21 protein-coding genes are annotated in these 21,780 nt (G+C 63.9%); 11 read left to right on the forward strand and 10 right to left on the reverse strand.

Annotated elements, in window-relative coordinates; genetic code table 11:
* Positions 1-6: 6 nt before the first annotated feature.
* The 3 genes from lldD to AAGT95_RS00130 form a co-directional block, all read right to left on the reverse strand.
* A complete protein-coding gene (lldD, locus tag AAGT95_RS00120) occupies positions 7-1,203 on the reverse strand; it encodes an FMN-dependent L-lactate dehydrogenase LldD (RefSeq protein ID WP_342595119.1) in 1,197 nt (398 codons plus the stop codon).
* Positions 1,204-1,398: 195 nt separating this feature from the next.
* Entirely contained in the window at positions 1,399-3,111 is a 1,713-nt protein-coding gene (locus tag AAGT95_RS00125; protein WP_342595120.1) for a pyridoxamine 5'-phosphate oxidase family protein, read from the reverse strand.
* Between the two features lie 28 nt (positions 3,112-3,139).
* On the reverse strand, positions 3,140-3,793 hold the full coding sequence (locus AAGT95_RS00130) for a glutathione S-transferase (RefSeq protein ID WP_342595121.1): 654 nt from the start codon (positions 3,791-3,793) through the stop codon (positions 3,140-3,142).
* A 143-nt stretch (positions 3,794-3,936) separates the two neighbouring features.
* On the opposite strand from AAGT95_RS00130, the gene AAGT95_RS00135 reads away from it, so the two are divergent.
* Positions 3,937-4,833, forward strand: a complete 897-nt coding sequence (locus AAGT95_RS00135; protein WP_342595122.1) for a LysR family transcriptional regulator — start codon at positions 3,937-3,939, stop codon at positions 4,831-4,833.
* 127 nt (positions 4,834-4,960) lie between these two features.
* On the opposite strand, the gene AAGT95_RS00140 is transcribed toward AAGT95_RS00135, so the two are convergent.
* Positions 4,961-5,722 (reverse strand): SDR family NAD(P)-dependent oxidoreductase, encoded by a 762-nt coding sequence (locus AAGT95_RS00140; protein WP_342595123.1) that lies wholly within the window; start codon positions 5,720-5,722, stop codon positions 4,961-4,963.
* 157 nt (positions 5,723-5,879) lie between these two features.
* Between AAGT95_RS00140 and AAGT95_RS00145 the strand changes: the two genes are divergently transcribed.
* Positions 5,880-6,467 (forward strand): TetR/AcrR family transcriptional regulator, encoded by a 588-nt coding sequence (locus AAGT95_RS00145; RefSeq protein ID WP_342595124.1) that lies wholly within the window; start codon positions 5,880-5,882, stop codon positions 6,465-6,467.
* A 423-nt stretch (positions 6,468-6,890) separates the two neighbouring features.
* Here the strand turns inward: AAGT95_RS00145 and AAGT95_RS00150 are convergent, their stop codons facing one another.
* Positions 6,891-7,910: an NADP-dependent oxidoreductase gene (locus tag AAGT95_RS00150; RefSeq protein WP_342595125.1), complete on the reverse strand. Its 1,020-nt coding sequence runs from the start codon at positions 7,908-7,910 to the stop codon at positions 6,891-6,893.
* A gap of 90 nt (positions 7,911-8,000) precedes the next feature.
* On the opposite strand from AAGT95_RS00150, the gene AAGT95_RS00155 reads away from it, so the two are divergent.
* From AAGT95_RS00155 to AAGT95_RS00170, 4 genes are all read left to right on the forward strand, one after another.
* Positions 8,001-8,624 (forward strand): helix-turn-helix domain-containing protein, encoded by a 624-nt coding sequence (locus AAGT95_RS00155; protein ID WP_342595126.1) that lies wholly within the window; start codon positions 8,001-8,003, stop codon positions 8,622-8,624.
* Between the two features lie 38 nt (positions 8,625-8,662).
* Positions 8,663-9,412, forward strand: coding sequence for a type I methionyl aminopeptidase (map, locus tag AAGT95_RS00160; RefSeq protein WP_342595127.1), 750 nt, complete (start codon positions 8,663-8,665; stop codon positions 9,410-9,412).
* A gap of 191 nt (positions 9,413-9,603) precedes the next feature.
* Complete coding sequence (locus AAGT95_RS00165) at positions 9,604-11,112, forward strand: DUF2252 domain-containing protein (protein WP_342595128.1); 1,509 nt, start codon at positions 9,604-9,606, stop codon at positions 11,110-11,112.
* Positions 11,113-11,295: 183 nt separating this feature from the next.
* Positions 11,296-11,754: a GNAT family N-acetyltransferase gene (locus AAGT95_RS00170; RefSeq protein ID WP_342595129.1), complete on the forward strand. Its 459-nt coding sequence runs from the start codon at positions 11,296-11,298 to the stop codon at positions 11,752-11,754.
* A 118-nt stretch (positions 11,755-11,872) separates the two neighbouring features.
* Here the strand turns inward: AAGT95_RS00170 and AAGT95_RS00175 are convergent, their stop codons facing one another.
* Positions 11,873-12,871: a LacI family DNA-binding transcriptional regulator gene (locus AAGT95_RS00175; protein WP_110598770.1), complete on the reverse strand. Its 999-nt coding sequence runs from the start codon at positions 12,869-12,871 to the stop codon at positions 11,873-11,875.
* 224 nt (positions 12,872-13,095) lie between these two features.
* Between AAGT95_RS00175 and AAGT95_RS00180 the strand changes: the two genes are divergently transcribed.
* The 3 genes from AAGT95_RS00180 to AAGT95_RS00190 are packed head-to-tail and all read left to right on the forward strand — an operon-like array spanning position 13,096 to position 16,624.
* Positions 13,096-14,286, forward strand: coding sequence for a Gfo/Idh/MocA family oxidoreductase (locus tag AAGT95_RS00180; protein WP_342595130.1), 1,191 nt, complete (start codon positions 13,096-13,098; stop codon positions 14,284-14,286).
* The gene (locus tag AAGT95_RS00185) at positions 14,283-15,362 is read left to right on the forward strand and encodes a sugar phosphate isomerase/epimerase family protein (RefSeq protein WP_110598774.1); all 1,080 of its coding nucleotides are present in this window, start codon (positions 14,283-14,285) and stop codon (positions 15,360-15,362) included. The genes AAGT95_RS00180 and AAGT95_RS00185 overlap by 4 nt, the downstream gene beginning before the upstream one ends.
* Positions 15,363-15,391: 29 nt before the next feature.
* Positions 15,392-16,624 carry a nucleoside permease gene (locus AAGT95_RS00190; protein WP_342595131.1) on the forward strand — a complete coding sequence of 411 codons (1,233 nt, stop codon included), beginning with the start codon at positions 15,392-15,394 and terminating at the stop codon, positions 16,622-16,624.
* A 221-nt stretch (positions 16,625-16,845) separates the two neighbouring features.
* On the opposite strand, the gene AAGT95_RS00195 is transcribed toward AAGT95_RS00190, so the two are convergent.
* A complete protein-coding gene (locus AAGT95_RS00195) occupies positions 16,846-17,745 on the reverse strand; it encodes a LysR family transcriptional regulator (RefSeq protein WP_110598778.1) in 900 nt (299 codons plus the stop codon).
* A gap of 94 nt (positions 17,746-17,839) precedes the next feature.
* On the opposite strand from AAGT95_RS00195, the gene AAGT95_RS00200 reads away from it, so the two are divergent.
* Both AAGT95_RS00200 and AAGT95_RS00205 read left to right on the forward strand, forming a co-directional pair.
* A complete protein-coding gene (locus AAGT95_RS00200; protein ID WP_342595132.1) occupies positions 17,840-18,673 on the forward strand; it encodes an SDR family oxidoreductase in 834 nt (277 codons plus the stop codon).
* A gap of 38 nt (positions 18,674-18,711) precedes the next feature.
* The gene (locus AAGT95_RS00205; protein WP_110598782.1) at positions 18,712-19,209 is read left to right on the forward strand and encodes a lipocalin-like domain-containing protein; all 498 of its coding nucleotides are present in this window, start codon (positions 18,712-18,714) and stop codon (positions 19,207-19,209) included.
* A 358-nt stretch (positions 19,210-19,567) separates the two neighbouring features.
* Here the strand turns inward: AAGT95_RS00205 and AAGT95_RS00210 are convergent, their stop codons facing one another.
* The 3 genes from AAGT95_RS00210 to AAGT95_RS00220 form a co-directional block, all read right to left on the reverse strand.
* Positions 19,568-20,020: a DUF2846 domain-containing protein gene (locus AAGT95_RS00210; protein ID WP_110598784.1), complete on the reverse strand. Its 453-nt coding sequence runs from the start codon at positions 20,018-20,020 to the stop codon at positions 19,568-19,570.
* Positions 20,021-20,134: 114 nt separating this feature from the next.
* On the reverse strand, positions 20,135-20,611 hold the full coding sequence (locus AAGT95_RS00215; protein ID WP_342595133.1) for an NYN domain-containing protein: 477 nt from the start codon (positions 20,609-20,611) through the stop codon (positions 20,135-20,137).
* 118 nt (positions 20,612-20,729) lie between these two features.
* Positions 20,730-21,758, reverse strand: coding sequence for a methionine synthase (locus AAGT95_RS00220; protein WP_342595134.1), 1,029 nt, complete (start codon positions 21,756-21,758; stop codon positions 20,730-20,732).
* Positions 21,759-21,780 lie beyond the last annotated feature (22 nt).

The raw sequence follows: 21,780 nt of genomic DNA on the forward strand, positions 1-21,780 counted from the left end.
CTGGTTTCAGAACTTAGCGGCTTCCGGCGACGCCACCGCCGGGCGCTGCTCGCGCGCCAGCGACGCCACGGCCGATTCCAGATGGCTGGCATTGATATCGGCAGGGGAGTGGGCACCGATCAGCGTCATGGTCACGCGCAGGTCCGCCGCGATCAGCTCCAGCAGATGCGAGACGCCGCGCTCGCCATCCGCTGCCAGCGCATAGGCGTAGGCCCGGCCCAGCAGCACCCCCTTCGCGCCCAGCGCCAGCATCCTGACCACATCCAGCCCGGAGCGAACGCCGGAGTCCGCCAGTACCGTCAGCTCGTCACCAACGGCATCGACGATATGCGGCAACGCCCTCGCGGTGGGGATCGCGCCGTCGAGCTGCCGTCCGCCATGGTTGGAGACGATGATGCCGTCGGCCCCCATGCGTACCGCATCCCGGGCGTCTTCCTTGTCCAGCAGCCCCTTGATGATCAGGTTGCCCTTCCAGCTATCGCGGATCCACTCCAGCTCGCTCCAACTGATGGAGGGATCGAAGTTCTTGGCCAGAAACCCCATGTAGTCGTCCATGTTCATCTCGCGGCCGGTATACGCCTCGATGTTGCCGAACGACAAAGGCTTGCCCTTGAGCGCGACGTCGAGCGCCCACCGGGGGTGGGTCAGCGCCTGGACGGTCTGGCGCAGTTTGGCATGGGGGCCGGACATGCCGGAGTGGCGATCACGGTAGCGCGAGCCCGGCAGCGGCATGTCGACAGTGAAGACCAGTGTCTTCATGCCCGCCGCCCAGGCGCGCTCCAGCGCGTTCTGCATGAAGCCGCGATCCTTCAGCACGTAGAGCTGGGACCACAGCTCGCCGTTGGCGCCCTTCGCCACCTCCTCGATGGAACAGACCGACACCGTCGACAGCGCATAGGGAATGCCGGCCTTTTCCGCCGCCCTGGCGGCCTGGACCTCGCCGCGACGCGCGTACATGCCGGTCGCCCCGACCGGCGCCAGCGCCACCGGCAGCTTCCAGCGGCTGCCGAGCACCTCGGTCTCGAGCGCCGGCGTGCCGCCGCCCTGCAGCACCCGCTGGCGCAGCGGAATGGCCTGCAGGGCCTCGACGTTGCTCCGCATCGTGCTCTCGGTCACCGCGCCACCGTCGAGATAGTCGAACAGAAAGCGAGGAACACGCCGCTTGGCAGCTCGGCGGTAATCGGAAGGGCCTGAGATGATCATGGATTCGCCTTAACGCTCGGTTCGGGAGCAGTGAAAAAGTCGCTCGGTTCGGGAGCGATGAAGAAGATACTCGCCGCATGGCGAGGGGAAACGGAAGCTGCGATGAGCCGCTAGCGTACCAAGTCTCCTCGCAGAGGCGCGGGTCTCGAGATTAGGACTTTAGTCGGAGCCGCCGGCCCTGGCACGGCTGGCGTCTCACCCCGCCGGACCGAAGGTCTCGAAGTCGATCCGATCCGCCGCGACACCGCGCGCCTCCAGCCCGGCGCTGATCTCGGCGAGAAACCGGGCCGGACCGCAGAGCAGATAGCTCGCGTCCGCCCCAGCGCCGAGTTTGAGCAGGTCGTCGGGTGTGAGGCGGCCCTCAGTGTCGTAATCGACACCCGCCGTATCGTTCGGGCGCGGTGCACTATAGAAGATGCGTCGTGTCACGTTGCCGGCCTTGGCCAACAATGCCCCGACCTCGGCCTGGAAGGCGTGCGTCCCGCCGTTGCGCGTGGCGTGCACGAACCAGACCGGTGGCCCTTCGTTCTCCGCTTCCGCCACCACCGCGTGCAGCATGGCCAGCATCGGCGTGATCCCCACCCCGGCGCTGATCAGCACCAGCGGCCCTCGCCGGGACGGCAAGACGAACTCCCCCGCCGGCGGGCGGGCCGCGATGGCGTCGCCGACGGCGATTCCATCGTGCAGGAAACGTGATGCCGTGCCCCGCTCCTCGCGCTTGACGCTGATGCGGTAGGTCTCCTCGGCGGGCGACCCCGAGAGCGAGTAGCTGCGACTGACCCGACCCGACTGCTGGGGAATATCCAGCTCGACCGCCAGATACTGGCCGGCCTGGAATGGCGGCAGCGCGCCACCCTCGGGCTCGGCCAGGTAGAAAGAGGTGATCTGGTCGCTCTCTGCCACCTTGTCGACGACCGTCAGCCGCAGCGGGGCTTCGTCTTCCCGACGCCACCGCAGGGCCAGCGCGGCCGGCCGATCGACGACCTGCTCGACGCTCACCTCGATCCAGCGCTTGGCGTTCGGATCGCGGCTCTCTCCCTGGCTCTCCTGCGGCGCCCAGTCGATGCGGGCCCGACCGGTGATCTGCAGCAGGCCGCCGGTTTCGAAATCGACGAACAGCAGTCCCACCCGGGGATCCTGAATCAGGTTGCCGAGGGTGTTGAAGAAGTTGTTGCCGGCGTAGTCCGGGATCCGCAGCGTTCCGTTCTCGGTCACTTGCACGAAGCCGGGCTCGCCGCCACGATGAGAGGCGTCGTAACCCCGGCTCGCACCTGGCTCCCGGTCCGAATCGTGGGCCGAACCGGGATCGGAGACAGAGCCGGAGACGGAGCCGATGAAGAAGGTATCAGCCGCGGCGATTCGCGCACGCTGCCCGCTGTCGAGTCGCTCGGAGACGGCGGCGTCCGGCGCGGCCACGAATTCGACGCGCCGCCACTCGCGCTCGCGGATATATTGCGGGCAGTTGCCGAAGCTCTGTTGCACTTCGACGACCAGACGCCCCTGCGCCGACCGGACCACCCCGTTGAGCCGGTTGCGGCGACGCGTTGCCAGCTCGATACCGAGCAGGCCCACGTCGACCCCGGCCACGATCGCCGAGGCCAGCGGGTCCCGGGCATCGGGCTCGGCTGCCATCGCCAGCGTCCGCGCATCGGGCGTCTCGATGAAACCCTCGTCGCCCTCCAGCAGCGTGACCCAGGGTCGCCCCCGCGCATCGCCGGCGGCCATGACGATGAACGGCAACTGAGCGAAGAACTCGCGATGCTGCTCGGGCATGTGGTCACGGATGAAGCTGCCGGCCGAACTGGCCAGACTTTCCACGCCGGCGCGCCGCTGCGCTTCGAGCTCGCCTTGATGGAACGGCGTCTCCTGGAGAGTCGTCTCTTGGGAGAGCATCGTTTCGCGTGTCATGACCGACCTCCGTCCGAACGTCCTCGACTCAGGCCAGCACCGGCGAGCGCGCCATGCCGATGAAGCGGGGCAGCGCCTCGATACGCGCCAGCCAGGCCCGGACGTGCGGATAGGGATCGAGACTCACGCCGCCCTCCGGGGCGTGGGCGATATAGCTGTAGCCGGCGATATCGGCCAGCGTCGGCCGCTCAGCCACCAGCCAGTCGCGATCCTCGAGGTGGGCGTTCATCATCGTCAGCAGACCATGCGCCTTGGCCTTGGCAGCCTCGTGATCGAGCGGTGCGCCAAACACGGTGACGAGTCGCGCGGCGCAGGGGCCAGCGGCTATCTCGCCCGCCGCAATCGAGAGCCAGCGCTGCACCTGAGCTTTTTCGAGCGGCTCGTTGCCGATCCAGACTGCAGGGTCACCGTAACGCTCGACCAGATAGGTGATGATGGCGTTGGAATCCGAAAGCGTGATGCCGTTGTCCTCGATCGCCGGCACCTGCCCCAGCGGGCTGAGCTTCAGATAGGCGGGCTCACGGTGGGCGCCGTTGGCCATGTCGAGATCGACGGTGTCGTAGGGTACCTCCAGCAGGGCCAGCATCAGCTCGACGCGGTGGCAATGGCCCGACTTGGGGTTGCGATAAAGCTTTACGGGCTGATCGGTAAGGGCGTTGGTTTCAAGGTCGGCGTTCGACATGACAGGCTCCCTCATCGCGATGATGATCAGGTGATCGGAGCCGTCACTCTAGAACCACTTGGATTACGAAAGAATAGGCGTATTCTGAAAGGAACTATTTTATATTCTGAAATTATCACTCCTCTCGAGCCAAGCTGGACATCATGGACCGCCTCCAGGCCCTCAACGTTTTCGTCGCGGTGGCCGAAGCCGAGAGCTTCGCCAGAGGAGCCCGCGCCACCGGGCTCAGCGCACCCTCCGCCACGCGAGCCATCAACACCCTCGAGACCACCCTCGGCGCACGGCTTTTCACCCGCTCGACACGACAGGTCAGGTTGACCGAAGCCGGCCGGGCCTATCTCGGGGAAGTGCGCGACATCCTCGCGCATCTCCAGGCCGCCGACGACATGGCCTCGGGCGCGGCCAACACGCCGGTCGGACAGCTGCGAATCACCTGTCCGCAGGAGTTCGGGCGAATCCATGTCGCGCCGCTTCTGACCAAGTTCCTCGACCAGCACCCCCGGGTTCGCGCCGACGTATTGATGGTCGACCGCATCGTCAACCTGGTCGAGGAGGGCCTGGATATCGCCGTGCGTATCGGCCATCTGCCCTCATCCGAGCTCTCCGCCGTCCGGATCGGTCAGGTTCGCCGCGTCATCTGCGGCTCGCCGGACTATTTCGCCACGCATGGCCGCCCGCAGACGCCGAGCGATCTCGTTTCTCATCGGGTGGTTGCGAGCGGATCAACGCCTCCCCTCGACGAGTGGCGACTCGGTCGGGACGGAACGCAGAGCGTCAGGGTGAATCCTCGACTCACGGTCAGCAGTTTGGCCGCGGCCATCGATATCGCCAGGCAAGGCTGGGGGCTGTGTCGCGTGCTGTCGTATCAGGTCGGGCCCGATCTCGAGTCAGGTAGGCTCCAGACCGTGCTGGAAGATCACGAGCCTACCCCGCTGCCAATTCATCTCGTGCATGTGGAGGGGCGCCGCGCGGCAGCGAAGGTCCGCGCCTTCATCGATTTCGCCGCGCCGCGGCTGCGTCGGATCGAGGGTTTGCGTTGAGGTCAGCAGAGCCGATCAAAACTAGGACCAATCTGCTTTCATCCCTCCTACCAGCAGTCTGGGAACGCCATATCCGCCGCCTCGCGACTCACGCGAAGCGGCGGGTTGCGCCGAAGTTCAGTTACGCCTAAATGCCGAAGCCGCCAGCGACGTTGATGGCCTCGCCATTGATGTAGCCGGCGGAAGGCCCGGCCAGGAAACCGACGATGTCCGCCACTTCCTCGAGGGTCGCGATACGACGGATCGGGTGCATGTCCAGAATGGCGTCGCGGTCGGGAAGCTCACCGGCCACGTCCGAGGCCATGTCCGTGGGCATGATGCCCGGCTGTACCACATTCACCGTGATGTTGCGCGGGCCGAGGTCGCGAGCGATGCCCTTGGCGTAGCCGGCAAGCGCCCACTTGGTGGCGGCGTAATCGGCAACGCCGGCGAAAGGCACGTAGGAGCCGAGCAGGGAACCGATGAAAATGATGCGACCGCCATCGGTCAGCTTGGGCGCCGCCGCCCGCGTGATCGCGATGGTCCCCATCACGTTGACCTGCCACTGACGATTGTAGTTTTCCCCGTCGAGTTCGGGATCATCCACCAGTTGGCCCTGGATCGCGATGCCGGCGTTGTTCACCAGGATGTCGAGCTTGCCGAATTCGGCAATGACGGCGTCGATCAACGGCCTGGCGACCGAGAGATCGGCCTGATCCGCCTGGATCGCCATCGTGCGAGCCCCTGTCGACTTCAGTTGTTCCACCACCGTATTCGCCTTGTCGGCGGAAGAGGCGTAGCTGATTGCCACATCGGCACCCAGTTCCGCCAGCCGCGCTGCCGTTACCGCGCCGAGTCCCCGCGAGCCGCCGGTGACCAGCGCGACCTTGCCTTCCAATATTCGATCCATTTCTGCTCCTCCTGACCGATGACATGTCGCCTGCGGATCGAGACCTCACCGTTGACGACCCAAATTAAATAACGACCGTTACGGTAACGATGATTACGAAATGGCTCGCGGCTGTCCAGTGTTTTATAATGGCCGTTACGAAATAAAGGAGAGTCCCATGGGACGACGTCGAGAGTTCGATGTGGAGCAGGCGTTGGAGGCAGCGCTGTGCGTGTTCTGGCGCAAGGGTTACGAAGGCGCGTCCTACAACGATCTGACCCGGGCCACTGGGGTCGAACGGCCAGCACTCTACTCGGCCTTCGGCAACAAGGAAGCCCTGTTCCTTCGAGCCCTGGAGCGCTATGAAGCGCAGCAGCTGGGTTTCTTGCCGGAGGCGCTCGCGCAGTCGACCTCCCGAGACGTCGCCGAGCACGTACTGCGCGGTGTCGCCGAACTGAATACCCGTCATCCGGAGCACAGCGGGTGCTTCATCGTGAATGGCGCGCTGGCGGGGTCGGACGAGTCGGAACCCGTGCGCCAGGCGCTGATAACAGCGCGCGCGAAGGGAGAAGCCCAGCTACGCGAGCGCTTCGAACGGGCGCAGCAGGAGGGAGATCTGCCGGCAACCACAAATTGCGCCGCGCTGGCCGCGTTCTTGATGGCGGTGACCCACGGCATGGCGGTGCAGGCCAAGTCCGGGTTCAGTCGAGAAGCCCTCGATGCGGTAGCCGATCAGGCTCTGGCGACCTGGCCGACGAACGCCTGATCGTCAGTGGGGGGAGTTGCCGCTCCCCAGGTTCGATGGCTCGAAAGCGCCAAGGAAGGTGCAAGAGTCTGCCTCCATCGGACCGTCCCGCCATGCCGCACGACCCACGATCGGATCGTGCGCTGCCGCCAGCCCTTCACTCAGCAGGGATGGATCACCGCTGATCGTCATTTCGCCCGTGCCCAGACGACGGTCGATGGCGACCCAAAGCGCTGGGTCGGCGCTGCGCAATCGATTCTGTCTCCGTGCAGCAGTTGCCGTGATGTCGATGATGATGTCCGCCCGCTCCTCCGGCCCTGCTTCGACCCGAAAAGACGGCAGGCCATCAACAATGTCTAAGCGAAGTCCTTGAACGAGGCCCTTCGGCAGGACCAGAGCCGGGCCAGCCATTCCGGCACTGGTGCAGCCTGGCTTTCGTTGTGTCTATTCAACGGCCAAAACGATCTTGCCTTGGATATGGCCCCTGCCGGCACGTTCATGGGCCTTGCGGGCCTCAGCAAGCGGGTAGACGCTGTCCACGACGACGCGAATCGTGCCGTTATCAAGCCAACGGCCGAGGTCTGACAACTGAGCCCCGCTGGAACGAACCTGGGTCGTCGAGACGGTGACACCTCGCCTCGCGGCTTCCTCGGCGCCGTCGAAGCCCAGCGGGTAGACCGGGAACAGTGCCCCACCGCGCTTCAGCGTGCGCAGGAAACGACGAGTGGTCGGCCCGCCCAGCGCATCGACGACCAGGTCGATATCGTGGACGACGTCCTCGGGGGGGGTGCTGGTGTAATCGATGAACTCATCGGCTCCAAGCTCACGCAGCAGCGATTCGTGCCTGCCCGACGCCACGGCAATGACACGGGCGCCCTTCCGTTTCGCGATCTGTACTGCCAAGTGCCCCACCCCGCCCGCGGCGCCATTGACGAGAACGACCCTGCCCTCCAGCGGCACCGGCTGATGCCGGTTCGGCTGAAGCGGATTGGGCTCGTCGTGACCCAGTTCGACCATGAATTGCCACGCGGTGAGTAGCGACATCGGCGCCCCGGCGGCATGCACATGATCGATGCCGGTCGGCTTGAGCGCGACTTCCGATACCGGCACGCTGACATACTCGGCGTAGGCCCGACTCTTCCCGAACATGCCCTCAGGGAAGCGGACCATCGAGTACACCTCATCACCGATGGAGAAGCTCTCCACATCCTCGGCGACCGCCGCGACGACGCCGGAGATATCCGTTCCCAGAATCAAGGGGAAGTCCAACCGCGGCTGCCATTCAGGCGGCAACGACCGATAGCCATCGCGCAGGTACCAGTCGGGCGGATTGAGGCCGACCGCACAGACACGAACGAGCACCTCACCCGCGTTCAAATCGGGCATCGGTGCCTCTTCGTGACGCAGTACATCGGGACCGCCGAATTCATATTGGCGAATCGATTTCATCGTTTGATTGGACATGACTTTCTTCCCGAGCCACGAATGGGCTATCTTTAACGGAACAGTGCTCCGAATAATCGGAGCACTGCTCCATTTTGTCAAGGTTCAACGATGCGAGTCGATGCCAGGAAGAATTACGACCGCCTGCTTGCGGTTGCGGGCGAGGTTTTCGCCGACGAGGGAGCCGACGCGTCATTACGCGACATCGCGCGCAGGGCCGGCGTCGGGCTGGGCACGTTGTATCGCCATTTCCCGACGCGAGAGGCTCTGCTCGAAACGTTACTGCGCGCCAGCTTCGAGGCACTGGCGGAGCGGGCCAAAGTGCTCGAGAGCTCGGACTCCGCCGACGAAGCGCTCGTGGCGTGGATGCAAGAAACCACTGAGTTCACTTACCGCCAACGTGGCATCATCGCGTTGATGATGGGAGCCATCGAGGATACGAATTCCGCGCTTCATGACTCATGCGTCATGCTGCGGGCGGCAGGCACGGCCCTTCTCACCCGCGCCCAAGCCGAGGGCAAGGCCAGGGATGACCTGAGTGGCGCGGAGCTGTTCGATCTCATCGCGGCGCTCGCCTGGCTGCGCGAGCAGCCATCGCATGCGGCTCGTGCCGATCATCTCTTCACACTCATTGCCGACGCCATCCTGACGGATTCCTCCGGCGCTCATAGCGGAGCGGGGTCAGAACCCGGCACGACGGCGCCCACCGAGACAGTGCCGCCGCCTGCGGGCTAGCGTCGGATGAACAACTCGATTCAGCAAAGGACCTAGGAATGACGGTTACCAAGCAGGCCGAACTGGAGGGGCTGAAAGCCATCGGCCGTATCGTCGCCAATACGATGCACGCCATGGCGAGGTCGATGGAGCCCGGCATGACGACGCGAGAGCTGGACGAGATCGGTAAGGAGTTGCTGGAGCGAGAGGGCGCACTATCGGCGCCACAAGCGATTTACGACTTCCCCGGGGCAACCTGCATCAGCGTCAATGAAGAGATCGCCCACGGCGTTCCAGGCGAGCGAGTGATCGCGCGGGGTGACCTGGTCAACATCGATGTTTCGGCGTCGAAAGACGGCTATTTCGCGGATACCGGGGCAACCTTCCGTGTCGCCCAGGTGGAGCCTTCGCTGGAGCATCTCTGCCGTGACGGCAAACTTGCCATGGAAATTGGCATTGCCAAGGTCGGCAGCGAAAAGCCGCTGGCGGGTATTGGCCAGGCCATCGGGCGCTTTGCCTCGGATCGGGGCTACACGCTCATTCGCAATCTCGCCAGCCATGGCGTAGGCAGATCCCTGCACGAATATCCCGAAGAAATCGCGACCTGGCCGACCCGAAACGACAAGCGGCGTATCAGCAAGGGGCTCGTTCTGACCGTCGAACCGTTCCTCTCCCGGGGTGGGCTCTGGGCCGCCGCAGGGAGTGACGGATGGACGCTCTACAGTGAACCCAGCGCTCCCGCCGTGCAGTATGAACATACGGTCGTGGCGACGGATCGGGGCGCGATCATCGTTACCCTGCCGGGTTGATCAGCTGCGCGCCAGCGCTATCGGCACGACGAGACGGAGGCCGTTGCCGATGAGCACCATTGGCGATCCGGGTCTTGATAGCGCCCGCCGATTATCCCGCCGCCCCATGCACGACCGCTCGAAGTCGTTCATGCTGGACGCATCACCGTCCTCTCGTCATTCACCACAGTCCGCATCGGCCAGGAGCAACCATGACCCGACCATCGGAGCCCACTCGCCAAGCGCTATACGAACAGGCCCAGCAGCGCGGCATCGCGGGTCGCTCGTCGATGACCAAGGCACAACTGGCGGCGGCGCTCGAGCAGAATCCACCCAAGGAGCCCGCACCGGAGGCAGCAACGCGATTCGAGACGTTCAAGCGCCTGGCCGAAGCGGTGGCCGACGGCGAATTCGTCCTGCGGCCGCGCGCGCTGACCGGCCACGAGCGGCGACGCCACCTGCGCCAGACACTGCGCGAGGATCACCGGATGCGGATCGCCAATGGCTCCGAGGAAGGAAGCATCAAGTTCGACAAGCTCTCCGACTCGCTGTTCTCGTTCTTTCGCGGCACCGCGCTGCTGTTTTACCGCGACATGGCCGGCGACGACGCCTGGATGCCGACCGTGCTCGCCCTGGGTGACGTCCATCCCGGCAATTTCGGCGTCATGCCCAATATCGACAACGTGCCGATCTTCTCGGTCAACGACTTCGACGAGGCCTATTACGCGCCGTTCACCTGGGACATCAAGCGCGGCGCGGTGGGCTTCATGATCGCCGCGGAGGTCGAAGGCGAGCTCAAGTACAAGCATCGCCTCAAGATCGTGCGCCGATTCGTGGAGGGTTATATCGAGGAGATGGCGCGACTGGCGCGGGAAGGCACCGAGCAGGACGAGGAGATGCGCCACGACAACGCGCCCAAGTTGATCAAGAAGCTGTTCGAGGATGCCGACGAGGATCGCGCCGAGTGGCTGGCCGACGACTATCTCGACGAGAGCCGCCGCGGCTTCCGTCCGACCAAGAAGCTGGTGCCGATCTCCTCCCGGCGCGACGAGTTCCAGACAATCATGGATCGCCTGATCGCCGATAACGACATCGAGATACCGGCCCGTGCCCGCGCGCGCGATGGCGACGGCGTGCGCGTGAAAGATGTCGCGATCCGGCTCGGCCAGGGCACCGCTTCACTGGGGCTCAACCGCTACTACGTGCTGATCGAAGGCCCCGGCGGCGAGGGCAAGGACGACCTGATCGTCGAACTCAAGCAGGCCCGTCGCTCCGCCCTCTCCGGCCTGGTGCCGCCCTCCCCCTACGAGATGGACTCCCTTGCCGAGCGCGTCAGCCATGCCCAGGCCGTGCATCTGGTGCGCGGTGATATCTTCTACGGGCACGTCGAGTTCGATGGCCTGAGTTATCTCTCCCGAGAACGCGCCCCGTTTCGTGACGATATCGATCTCGACGATCTCTCCAAGAGCGAATGGAGGGACTACGCTCACATCTGCGGTGGCGTCCTGGCCCGCGTGCACGCCCTCTCCGACGAATCCGGCAGACTCGACTACGATATCGAACCCGCCATCGTCGACGCCATCGGCCCACCGGCACTGTTCACCGAGGACATGGTGGAGTTCGCTGTGGAGGCCGCCGACCGCGTGCGGCGAGACCACGAAATGTTCCGCGAGGATCATGCCCGCGGCGCCTTCGAGCATCTGGACTGGGTGCATCGGTGAGACGCCATCGCTGCGCGGCAGTCTGCCGATGTGACTGGACGGACAAGAGTGCTGTCGCCGTTCGCTGAGGCGCCGGCACGATCAACCGACAGTGACTGGATCGTTCAGCGAGCTTGAAACTTCTGCCATGGAGGCCGTTCAACCACTGATGGAAGGGGAGCACACTTGGAAAATGCCACGCCGGTGACAATCAGCTCACTCGTCGATCGACCGGACTTTGTCGACGCCTGCGCAGCCTGGACCTACGGCCAATGGGGCGTGGGCTCGACGCGCACGCTCGAAAGCACGCTGGAACGATTCAGGCTGGCCGCCAGTGACCACGCTATTCCGCTCACCGTCGTGGCCCATATCGATGACCGGCCCGTCGGCATGGCGAGCCTGTTCGATGACGATTGCGATCTTCGCCCTAGTCTGCGGCCCTGGCTGGCTGCCGTGTTCGTTCACCCCGACCATCGCGGCAAGGGCGTCGCCGGTCTGCTGATCGAGAGCGTGGAACAGGCGGCACGGCGCCTGGGCGAAGACACGATCTATCTGACCACCCAGGACAGCCAGAGCCTCTACGCCCGGTACGGCTGGCAGCACGCCGGCATCGTCCAGTATCCGGACTGCGATCTCTATCTAATGCATAAGGCGTTGGGCTGAAAACGAGACAATCACCCGTCGCTCAACGACCGGGTGCCGATCTTCGGCGCCGTATCACCCCGGCAGCAGGTTCATCCTCTTATGCGCGCGAAAGCTGCTCACCTCGCACCCGCCGGGATCAAGCGGCTGGGCCCGTGCTCTCTCGTATCACCAGCTCGAAAGGCATGATGCGATGCGCATCCGCTGCGTCATCCCGGTCATCGATGATGTCGAGCAACAGGGCCACGGCCTCGCGACCGAAATCTTCGGCGGGCTGGGCGATGGTCGTCAGGGAGGGATCGCAGAAGGAAGCGAAGGCGATATCGTCGAATCCCGCCACCGAGATATCCTCGGGCACCCGAAGCCCCGCCTCCTTGATGCGTCGCATGGCCCCCATGGCCATTTCGTCGTTCTCGCAGAAGATCGCCGTGGGGGGATCGGCTCGCGACAGCAGTTCATCCGCCGCCCGATGGCCCGAGGGCGGAGTGAAGTCGCCGGGACACCACAGGCTGTCGTCCGGCACCAGGCCGGCGGCGGCCAGGGCATCCTGGAAGCCCAGCAGACGATCCCGGGTCAAGGGGCTGTTGCGCGGTCCCTTGATCATGCCGATACGGCGATGCCCCAGTGCCAGCAGGTGCTCGGTCACTGCTCGGGCGGCGGCTCGGTTGTCGAGCTTGACGGTGGGACACGGTGCCTCGTCGAGCACTTCACAGGCGTTGACCATCGGCGGTCGCGCCTTGCCGCTCGATGTCGCGAAGGGATCATAGGCGCGCAGTTGGATGAGGCCATCGGCCTGCCGGGTCGACACCAGGCCAGCGTAGGCTCGTTCGGTACGTTCGTCACCGAGTGTATTGCACAGCAGAATGCCGTATCCCCGCCGCTGCGCCGCTTCCTGAATGCCACCAATCACTCGGGCAAAGAAGGTGTTGGCAATGATCGGTACCAGCACGACCAGATTGCGGGTCCGTTGCGAGCGAAACTGCACCGCCGTGAGATTCGGTCGATAGTCGGCCTGCTCGACAGCGGCCAACACTTTGTCACGCGTCCCCGGCGACACGACGTCGGGGGTCTTCAAGGTACGCGACACCGTCGCCACCGACACGCCGGCCAGCTTGGCCACCTTGCGAATATTGGTCATGCCCGGCTGTGAACCTCCCGTCTCGTCAACCACCTCGGCATCATGCCGCTGGCCAGTCTACTGCATCGGCACTCCGGGCTCATCGCCCCATCGGCGAAGAGCCTGAGACCTAGGTCGCATTGATACTCCGCCCTTGGATGACTAGTTTACCGTCAAATGTAACCGGTTACATCGAGAGAGCATACCGGTCGTCACAGCCCAGCCGAGCATCCCGTGGAGGACGAATGACCACAACGAAACGACGCGTGCGAATGGGCATGATCGGGGGTGGTGAAGGCGCCTTCATCGGCCGGGTGCATCGCCTGGCTGCCGCCCTGGACGGTGAGCTGGAACTGGTCTGCGCCAACTTCAGCCGCGACCCCGGCAACAACGTCCGCACCGGCGAGGCCTGCGGCCTGTCGACACGGCGCCTCTACCCCGACTGGCAGTCGCTGATCGATGGCGAACGCCAGCTCCCCGAGGACCAGCGCATGGATATGCTGGTCGTGGTCACCCCCAACCATCTGCACGTACCCATCAGCCAGACCGCGCTCGACGCGGGCTTCCATGTCTTCTGCGAGAAGCCGGCGGCGACCACCCTGGCGGAAGCACGCCGACTCGCCACCACCCTCGAGGCGAGCAAGGGCCTCTATGGTCTCGCCCACACCTATCTCGGTTATCCCATGGTCTGGCAGGCACGCCGCCTGGTGAGTGATGGCGAGCTCGGTCGGCTGCGCAAGATTCATGTCGAATATCCCCAGGGCTGGCTCGGCACCAACCTCGAGGGCACCGGCAACAAGCAGGCGGGATGGCGCACCGACCCCGCCATCGCCGGTGCCAGCGGCTGCATGGCCGACATCGGCACCCACGCCTTCGGCCTCGCCGAGTTCATCTCGGGACACCACGTCACCGAGCTCTGCGCCGCCCTCGGCATCCATGGCGAACAGCGGCGCCTGGATGATGACGGCGACGCCCTGTTCCGCACCGCCGAAGGTGCCAGCGGCACCCTGATGGCCAGCCAGGTCTGCACCGGCGAGGAGAACGCCCTGAAGATCCGCCTGTATGGCGATCGCGGCGCGCTGGAGTGGCAGCAGATGGAGCCCAATACCCTGATCCACCGGCGCCTCGACGAGCCCATGCGGGTGCTGCGCGCGGGGATCGACCAGCCCGGCCTGGCGCCGGAGGCCCTGGCGCGGCTGCGCCTGCCCGGCGGCCATCCCGAAGGTTACCTGGAGGCGCTGGCCAATCTCTACCGCGATTTCGCCGACGCCGTCCGACGCGGCGATCGCGGCGCCGCCGACGGCGTTCCCGGCATGGACGAGGGCCTGCGGGGCATGGCCTTCATCGAGGCCCTGCTGAAAAGCCAAGCCGGCACCGCCAAGTGGACATCCCTCGAGGACACTTCCCAGCGGCATGACGCGGAGGCAACCACATGACAGGCACTCACGACACCGGTATCCAGGGGCCGGCGCTCTTTCTCGCCCAGTTCCTCGACCACCACCCGCCTTTCGACGATCTCGACACCATCACCCGCTGGGCAGCCTCGCTCGGCTATCGTGGCGTCCAGATGCCGACGGTCGATCCACGCCTGATCGACCTCGAACTCGCCGCCGACAGCCAGGATTACTGCGACGAACTGACCGGACGCTGCGCCGAGGCCGGCGTGGCGATCAGCGAGCTCTCCACCCATCTACAAGGCCAACTGGTGGCGGTACACCCCGCCTTCGATGAACTGTTCGACGGCTTCGCTCCCGCGCACCTGCATGGGCGGCCCGACGCACGCCGGCACTGGGCCGAGGAACAGCTCAAGCTCGCCGCCCGCGCCAGCCGGCGACTGGGGCTGACAGCACACGGCACCTTCTCCGGTTCCCTGCTGTGGCCGTACCTCTACCCCTGGCCGCAACGGCCGGCGGGGCTGATCGAGGAGAGTTTCGCCGAACTGGCCCGTCGCTGGCGGCCGATCCTCGATGTCTTCGACGAGCAGGGCGTCGACCTGTGCTTCGAGATTCATCCGGGGGAAGACCTGCACGACGGCGCCACCTTCGAACGCTTCCTCGACGCCGTGGACGGCCACTCCCGGGCGAAGATCCTCTTCGACCCCAGCCACATGGTGCTGCAGCAGCTCGACTACCTGGGCTTCGTCGATCGCTACCACGAGCGGATCGGCATGTTCCACGTCAAGGATGCGGAGTTCACGCCCAGCGCCCGCAGCGGGGTCTACGGCGGCTATCAGGGCTGGGTCGACCGCCCCGGTCGCTTCCGCTCGCTGGGCGATGGACAGGTCGACTTCAAGGGTATCTTCTCGCGGCTCACCCAGTACGGCTACGACGGCTGGGCGGTACTCGAATGGGAATGCTGCCTCAAGGACGCCGCCCAGGGCGCCGCCGAGGGCGCGCCCTTCATCGCCAGTCACCTGATCATGCGTGCCGACAAGGCCTTCGACGACTTCGCCGACACCGGCTCGGATCCCGGGCGCAACCGGCGCCTGCTGGGACTCGGCAAGACGGACTGATACCCACCACACAATAACGAGGGTTCGCCATGCTCAGCACACGGCTCGGCATCATGATGTTTCTGCAGTTCTTCATCTGGGGCGGCTGGTTCGTCACCCTGGGCACCTTTCTCTCCCAGAACCTGGACGCCAGCGGAAGCCAGATCGGCATGGCCTTCTCGACCCAGTCTTGGGGCGCGATTATCGCGCCCTTCATCATCGGTCTGATCGCCGACCGCTACTTCAATGCCGAACGCATCCTTGCCGTGCTGCACCTGGGTGGCGCCGCGCTGATGTTCGGTCTTTACCGCGCCCAGGACTTCGCCACCTTCTATCCGCTGGTCCTGGTCTACATGATCCTCTACATGCCCACCCTGGCGCTGGTGAACTCGGTCTCCTTCCGCCAGATGAACGATCCTTCGCAGGAATTCGCCAGGATCCGGGTCTGGGGCACCATCGGCTGGATTCTCGCCGGACTGGCGATCAGCTACCTGTTCTCCTGGGACGGCGCCGAGGCCATTGCCGGCGGCGCCCTGCGCAATACCTTCCTGATGTGCGCCATCGCCTCGCTGGCGCTGGGCCTGTACAGCTTCACCCTGCCAGCCACGCCGCCCAAGGCGGACACCCGCAAGCGCGGACTGAAGGAGATCCTCGGGCTCGATGCCCTGCAACTGCTCAACGACCGCAACTACGCGATCTTCTTTGTCGCCTCTGTGCTGATCTGCATCCCGCTGGCGTTCTACTACCAGAATGCCAACCCCTTCCTGGCGGAGGTCGGCGTGGCCAACCCCACCGGCAAGATGACCCTGGGACAGGTCTCGGAAGTTCTGTTCATGCTGCTGCTGCCGGTGTTCATCCACCGCTTCGGCATCAAGATCACGCTGATCGTCGGCATGCTGGCCTGGGCCGTGCGTTACGCCCTCTTCGCCGTCGGCGATGCCGGTGAAGGCGTCTACCTGCTCTTGATCGGCATTGCCCTGCATGGCGTCTGCTACGACTTCTTCTTCGTCTCGGGGCAGATCTACACCGATGCACGCGCCGGCGAACGCTTCCAGAGCGCCGCCCAGGGCATGATCACGCTGGCCACCTACGGGGTCGGCATGCTGATCGGGTTCTGGATCGCAGGCCTGGTCACCGACCACTACGCCACCGCCGATGGCCACGACTGGCAGGGTATCTGGCTGTTTCCTGCAGGCTTCGCCCTTGCCGTCCTGCTGCTCTTCCTGGTGGCCTTCAAGGACAAGCAAGGCGTCAGGGGTGTCACCGAGACGGAACGGACCTGAGAGATCGGCCGCCGCAGGGGTGCCAAGCCGATCGGCGACGCCTGGAGGCAGCGATTGGATCAGCGGCGTCGCCCGACCATGGGTGCGGGAGGCCGATGCCTCCTGCACGCCTCGGTTAATGATCACAACAGCGCCTCTTACCGGGCCTGGTGGAGGGTTCTCACACCGGGGCGGAAACCCGGTTCAAGCCGCTCTCCTGCTGTTCATTCCCTGAGGCCACCTTACCGAGTCCGCTTCACCTGTTTCAGGATATCGATGAACGCGCGCAGTGACGCTGGCACATGGCGGTTGGCCGGATAGTAGAGCGCGAGTCCCGGCGTTGGCGGGCACCAGTCATCGAGGACGGTCACGAGTTGGCCCGATTCCAGATATGCCTGGGCGAAGTGGTCGGGGACATAGGCGATGCCATGCCCGTCCGCGGCCGCCTCTACCAGGAGATCATTGTCGTCGAGAGTGAGATTGCCAGGGGCGTCCACCGCCAGCTCGGCGCCCCGTCTGGAAAACTCCCAGCGATAGCGCTTTCCACTGGGCAGGCGTTGGCGGATGCAGCAATGCACATGCAGATCATCGGGCGTGGTCGGCCTCGACCTGCCTTCCAGATAGGACGGCGCCGCCACGGCGATGAAGCGCACGTCAGCCCCGAACCGTACCGCGACCATGTCCTGCGGAATCGTTTCCATCAGGCGCACGCCTGCATCGAACCCCTGTTCCACGACATCGACGAGACGTCCTTCCGAGACCAGATCGAGCTCGACGTCGGGATAGCGCTCCAGGAACGGAGGCACCACGTCCCGCAGGAGGATACGGGCACCGCCTTTGTTCGCATTGATCCGCAGCGTGCCGGTTGGCGTGCCGCGCTCCTCGGAGAGGGTATCGAGCGCCTGATCGAGATCCCGAAGAACCGGACGGAGCTGAGCGAGCATCCGGGCGCCAGCCTGGGTCAGTGACACGCTGCGTGTCGTCCGGTTGAAGAGCCGGACGCCCAGCTTGCCCTCGAGTCCGATGATCGTGTGGCTGAGCGCAGAGCGCGAGACGCCCATGACGTCGGCCGCCCTGCGAAAGCTGAGGTGACTGGCCACTGCAGTGAAGGCGGCCAGATCGTTCAGACTGGGACGCATCATTCGTGATTATTCCTCACCACCTCATCCCATATTGGCGATCTTATAACACCAATCTTCTTGATTTACATTTGCAAATCTACAGAGGAGTCATCAAATGACGAAAACATGGTTTATCACCGGCGCTTCCTCGGGGCTCGGTCTCGAGATGACCCAGCGACTGCTGGCCCAAGGCGATACGGTGGTCGCAACGACACGACGCTCAGGGGCGCTAATTGAACTCGAGCAGCAGTACCGTGAGCGCCTGGATGTGATTCCGCTAGATCTGCTCCAGCCGGACAGTACGGCATTGGCCGTCGAAGGCGCGTTTCAGCGACACGGTCGGATAGACGTGGTGGTGAGTAATGCCGGCTACGGCCTGTTCGGAGCCGCTGAAGAGCTTACCAACGATCAGATCGAGCGGCAGATTGCCACCAATCTCACCGGGTGCATCCACTTGATCCGTGCCGCTCTACCCCGTCTTCGCCAGCAGGGCGGTGGAAGGGTCGTGCAGGTCTCGTCAGAAGGTGGGCAGATCGCTTATCCGGGCTTCAGCCTCTATCACGCCACCAAATGGGGTATCGAAGGCTTCGTCGAATCAGTGGCCCAGGAAGTGGCTCCCTTCGGTATCGACTTCATCATCGCCGAGCCGGGGCCGACCGCTACCAATTTTGGTGCCAATCTCGTTTATGCCACCCCCATGGAGGCCTACGACCAGACGCCTGCCGACGCCGTTCGTCGCGCAATCGGCGACGGAAGCTTCGAGATCAAGGGCGATGCGGCGCGTACCGTGGACGCCATCATTTCTGCCGCCGAGAGCACGACACCACCCTTGCGGTTGGCACTGGGCAGCACCGCCTATGCGTCGATCTCGCAGGCACTCTCCACACGTCTGACGGCCCTAGAGGCGCAGCGGGAGCTCGCCTACTCTGCCGACCGGCAGGCGCCGTGAAATCGCAGCAACCCAGACATCAGGAACAGGAGAAAAACATGTCCATTCGCCCGGTCATATTGGCGTTCGCTCTCGGAATCTTGTCCTCATCCGCCTTTGCGCAGACCAGCGCTGACAATCAGGTACTGGGCACCTGGAAAATGGTGTCGGCAACGATCGATCCCGGTGGCAGAAATATCCCCGCCTATGGAGAAAAACCCAACAGTCTCCTCGTCTTTACGCCTGACATGCACTTCGTGGAGGTGCTGACCGACGCCGACACGCCTCGGTTTGCGTCCAATGCTCGCGGTGGGGGAACAGATGAAGAGAACCGCATGGCGATGTCACGCGGCATCGGCTTCTTCGGCACCTATACCGTCGACAGCAACGGAGAATTCAGCGGGAACCGTGTCCTGGGTTCGACATTCCCTAACTGGGTCGGCAGCGTCCGGACGCGTAATGACCTGACACTGGTCGTGTCAGGCGACCGCATGACCGAACAGTTTCGGCGGCCCGAGGGGACCCAGATCCAGATCGAATGGCGGCGCGTCGAGTAATGGCAGCGCGTCGAGTAAAGAACGGGGAGCACGAACCCTTCGATGATAACCAGAGGCGAAGTAGGACGACCGGGAGCAGATGAAGTCGAGTCGTTGATGAGAGCGAGCTTCTTGCCACACCCATACAAAGAAAAACCCATATACCGCCAATAGAGTCAAACTCCTACGAGAAGTGCCGCACGATCGCTGACAAACACCAAATTGATAACAAGCGCCATGTCACTATCGTGCTATACAACCACAATTTCTGGACTAAAAACCTCGACGAACTGGGACAATAGCAACGCGTTGGCATGAACTCATTTTATAGGAAGAGGCCCTGGTTTTCAGGGCTCCCCTGGCGAATAGCGAATACGCTCTACTGCGGTGCGGCCAAATGGCAGCACCCCCGCAAAGCCTTCATGCCCTCGTCTTTACTCTTCATTTCGAGACCTGCCCCGCCAACGAACACGCCCATCTTGATATACTGCTCAACGAAGTAATTCTCGCCGGCGCTCGCGGTAAAGACGAGCGTATTGTCACTGAATTCGGATTCAGTTGACAGGCTGTGCTCGCCCGGTTCTATCAATTCATAAAAATAGACGCCATTGGCGGTCTCACCAAGTAGTTGGCCATCCAGAGAGATAGACTTCTTTAGTGCCTTGCCCATGAAGCTGTCGCGGTAGACGTAGAGGCCAGCTTCACCCTTCGGGGGTGCGGGGAACTGCTTGAGTGCAAGATCTTCATCGCTGGAACCCATGGGCACCGAAGCACATCCTGAAGCCAGCAGCGTCGTGGTGATAAGCGCGCCTAACATCGCTTTTTGATACATCTATGTTCCCTTCTCGAATCTTTTCTTGGTATTTGTCTCGGCAAACCAAGTATCGACCGCAGAAGGGATTTCCTTAACAAAGACGATTCATAGACCGAGTATCGCGTGGTCGTATCACCCCAGCAGCAGGTCGCCCTCGATGGGAATGAACTGGCTCGCCGCGTTGATGAGCGAATGCGCGGTGAACTTGGGCACGCCGTAGACTTCGACGCGCTTGCCGTGGACCTCGCGGATCTTGCGCGCCAGCAGGTCGAAGTCGCCGTCGCCGGAGACCAGCACCACCACATCCGCCTGGGCCGCGTACTCGATGGCATCGAGGGTGATGCCCACGTCCCAGTCGCCCTTGGCGGAGCCGTCCGCGCGCTGGATGAACGGCTTCAGCTTCACCTCGAAGCCGATCGTGCGCAGGGTGTTCTGAAAGCCGCGCTGCTTGGCGTCGCCTTTGTCGGTGGCGTAGCAGCGCGCGGTCAGCACCTCGCGGCCCGCCGTCGCTTTCGCCCAGAAGCGGCGATAGTCGAACTGCTTGGCGTAGGCATCGCGTGTGGTGTAGTAGACGTTCTGGGTGTCGACGAAGATCGCGACCGTGGTCATGGGGCGGGGTTTCCAGAGGTGGCCGAGCGCCGGCGCCTTTTCGTACACACTCTAGCGAACCAAAACGCGTCGGCGAGCCGTTTCCGGCCCGCCGACATCGAACTCGCTACGGCCGAACCTAGCGAGCGAGTTCCTCGCGTACGATCGCCGCACCAGCGCTCAAAGCCTTCAGCTTGCCCTGCGCGACCTGGCGAGACAAGGGCGTCATGCCGCAGTTGGTGCAGGGGTAGAGCTTGTCGGCATCGACGAATTTGAGCGCCTTGCGCAGGGTTGCGGCGACCTCTTCCGGCGTTTCGATGGTGTTGGTGGCCACGTCGATCGCCCCGACCATCACCTTCTTGCCGCGGATCAGTTCGATCAGCTCCATCGGCACATGGGAGTTCTGGCACTCCAGCGAGACGATATCGATGTTCGACGCCTGCAGCTTGGGGAAAATCTCTTCGTACTGGCGCCACTCCGACCCCAGGGTCTTCTTCCAATCCGTGTTGGCCTTGATGCCGTAGCCGTAGCAGATATGCACGCCGGTCTCGCACTCGACCCCTTCGATGGCTTTCTCCAGGGCGGCGATGCCCCAGTCGTTCACCTCGTCGAAGAAGACGTTGAAGGCGGGCTCGTCGAACTGAATGATATCCACGCCGGCGGCGGCCAGGTCGCGGGCTTCCTGGTTGAGGATCTTGGCGAACTCCCAGGCCAGCTTTTCACGGCTCTTGTAGTGGCCGTCATAGAGCGTGTCGACCATGGTCATCGGGCCCGGTAGCGCCCACTTGATCGGCTGGTCGGTCTGCTGGCGCAGGAATTTGGCATCCTCGACGAAGACCGGCTTCTCCCGCGCCACGGGGCCGACCACCGAGGGCACGCTGGCGTCGTAACGGTCGCGGATCTTGACGATCTCGCGCTGCTCGAAATCGACACCGCTCAAGTGCTCGATGAAGGTGGTGACGAAGTGCTGGCGAGTCTGCTCGCCGTCACTGACGATATCGATACCCGCCCGCTGCTGATCGTGCAGCGAGACACGTAGTGCATCCCGCTTGCCCTCGGCCAGCTCCTCGTCCTGCAGTTTCCAGGGAGACCAGAGCGTCTCGGGCTGGGCCAGCCAGGCGGGCTTGGGCAGGCTGCCGGCGGTCGACGTGGGCAACAGAGTCTTCATGCAAAAATGACCTTCATAACGG

Origin of the sequence: Salinicola lusitanus (genome assembly GCF_038648475.1) — a bacterium.
GTDB classification, from domain to species: Bacteria; Pseudomonadota; Gammaproteobacteria; order Pseudomonadales; family Halomonadaceae; genus Salinicola; species Salinicola lusitanus.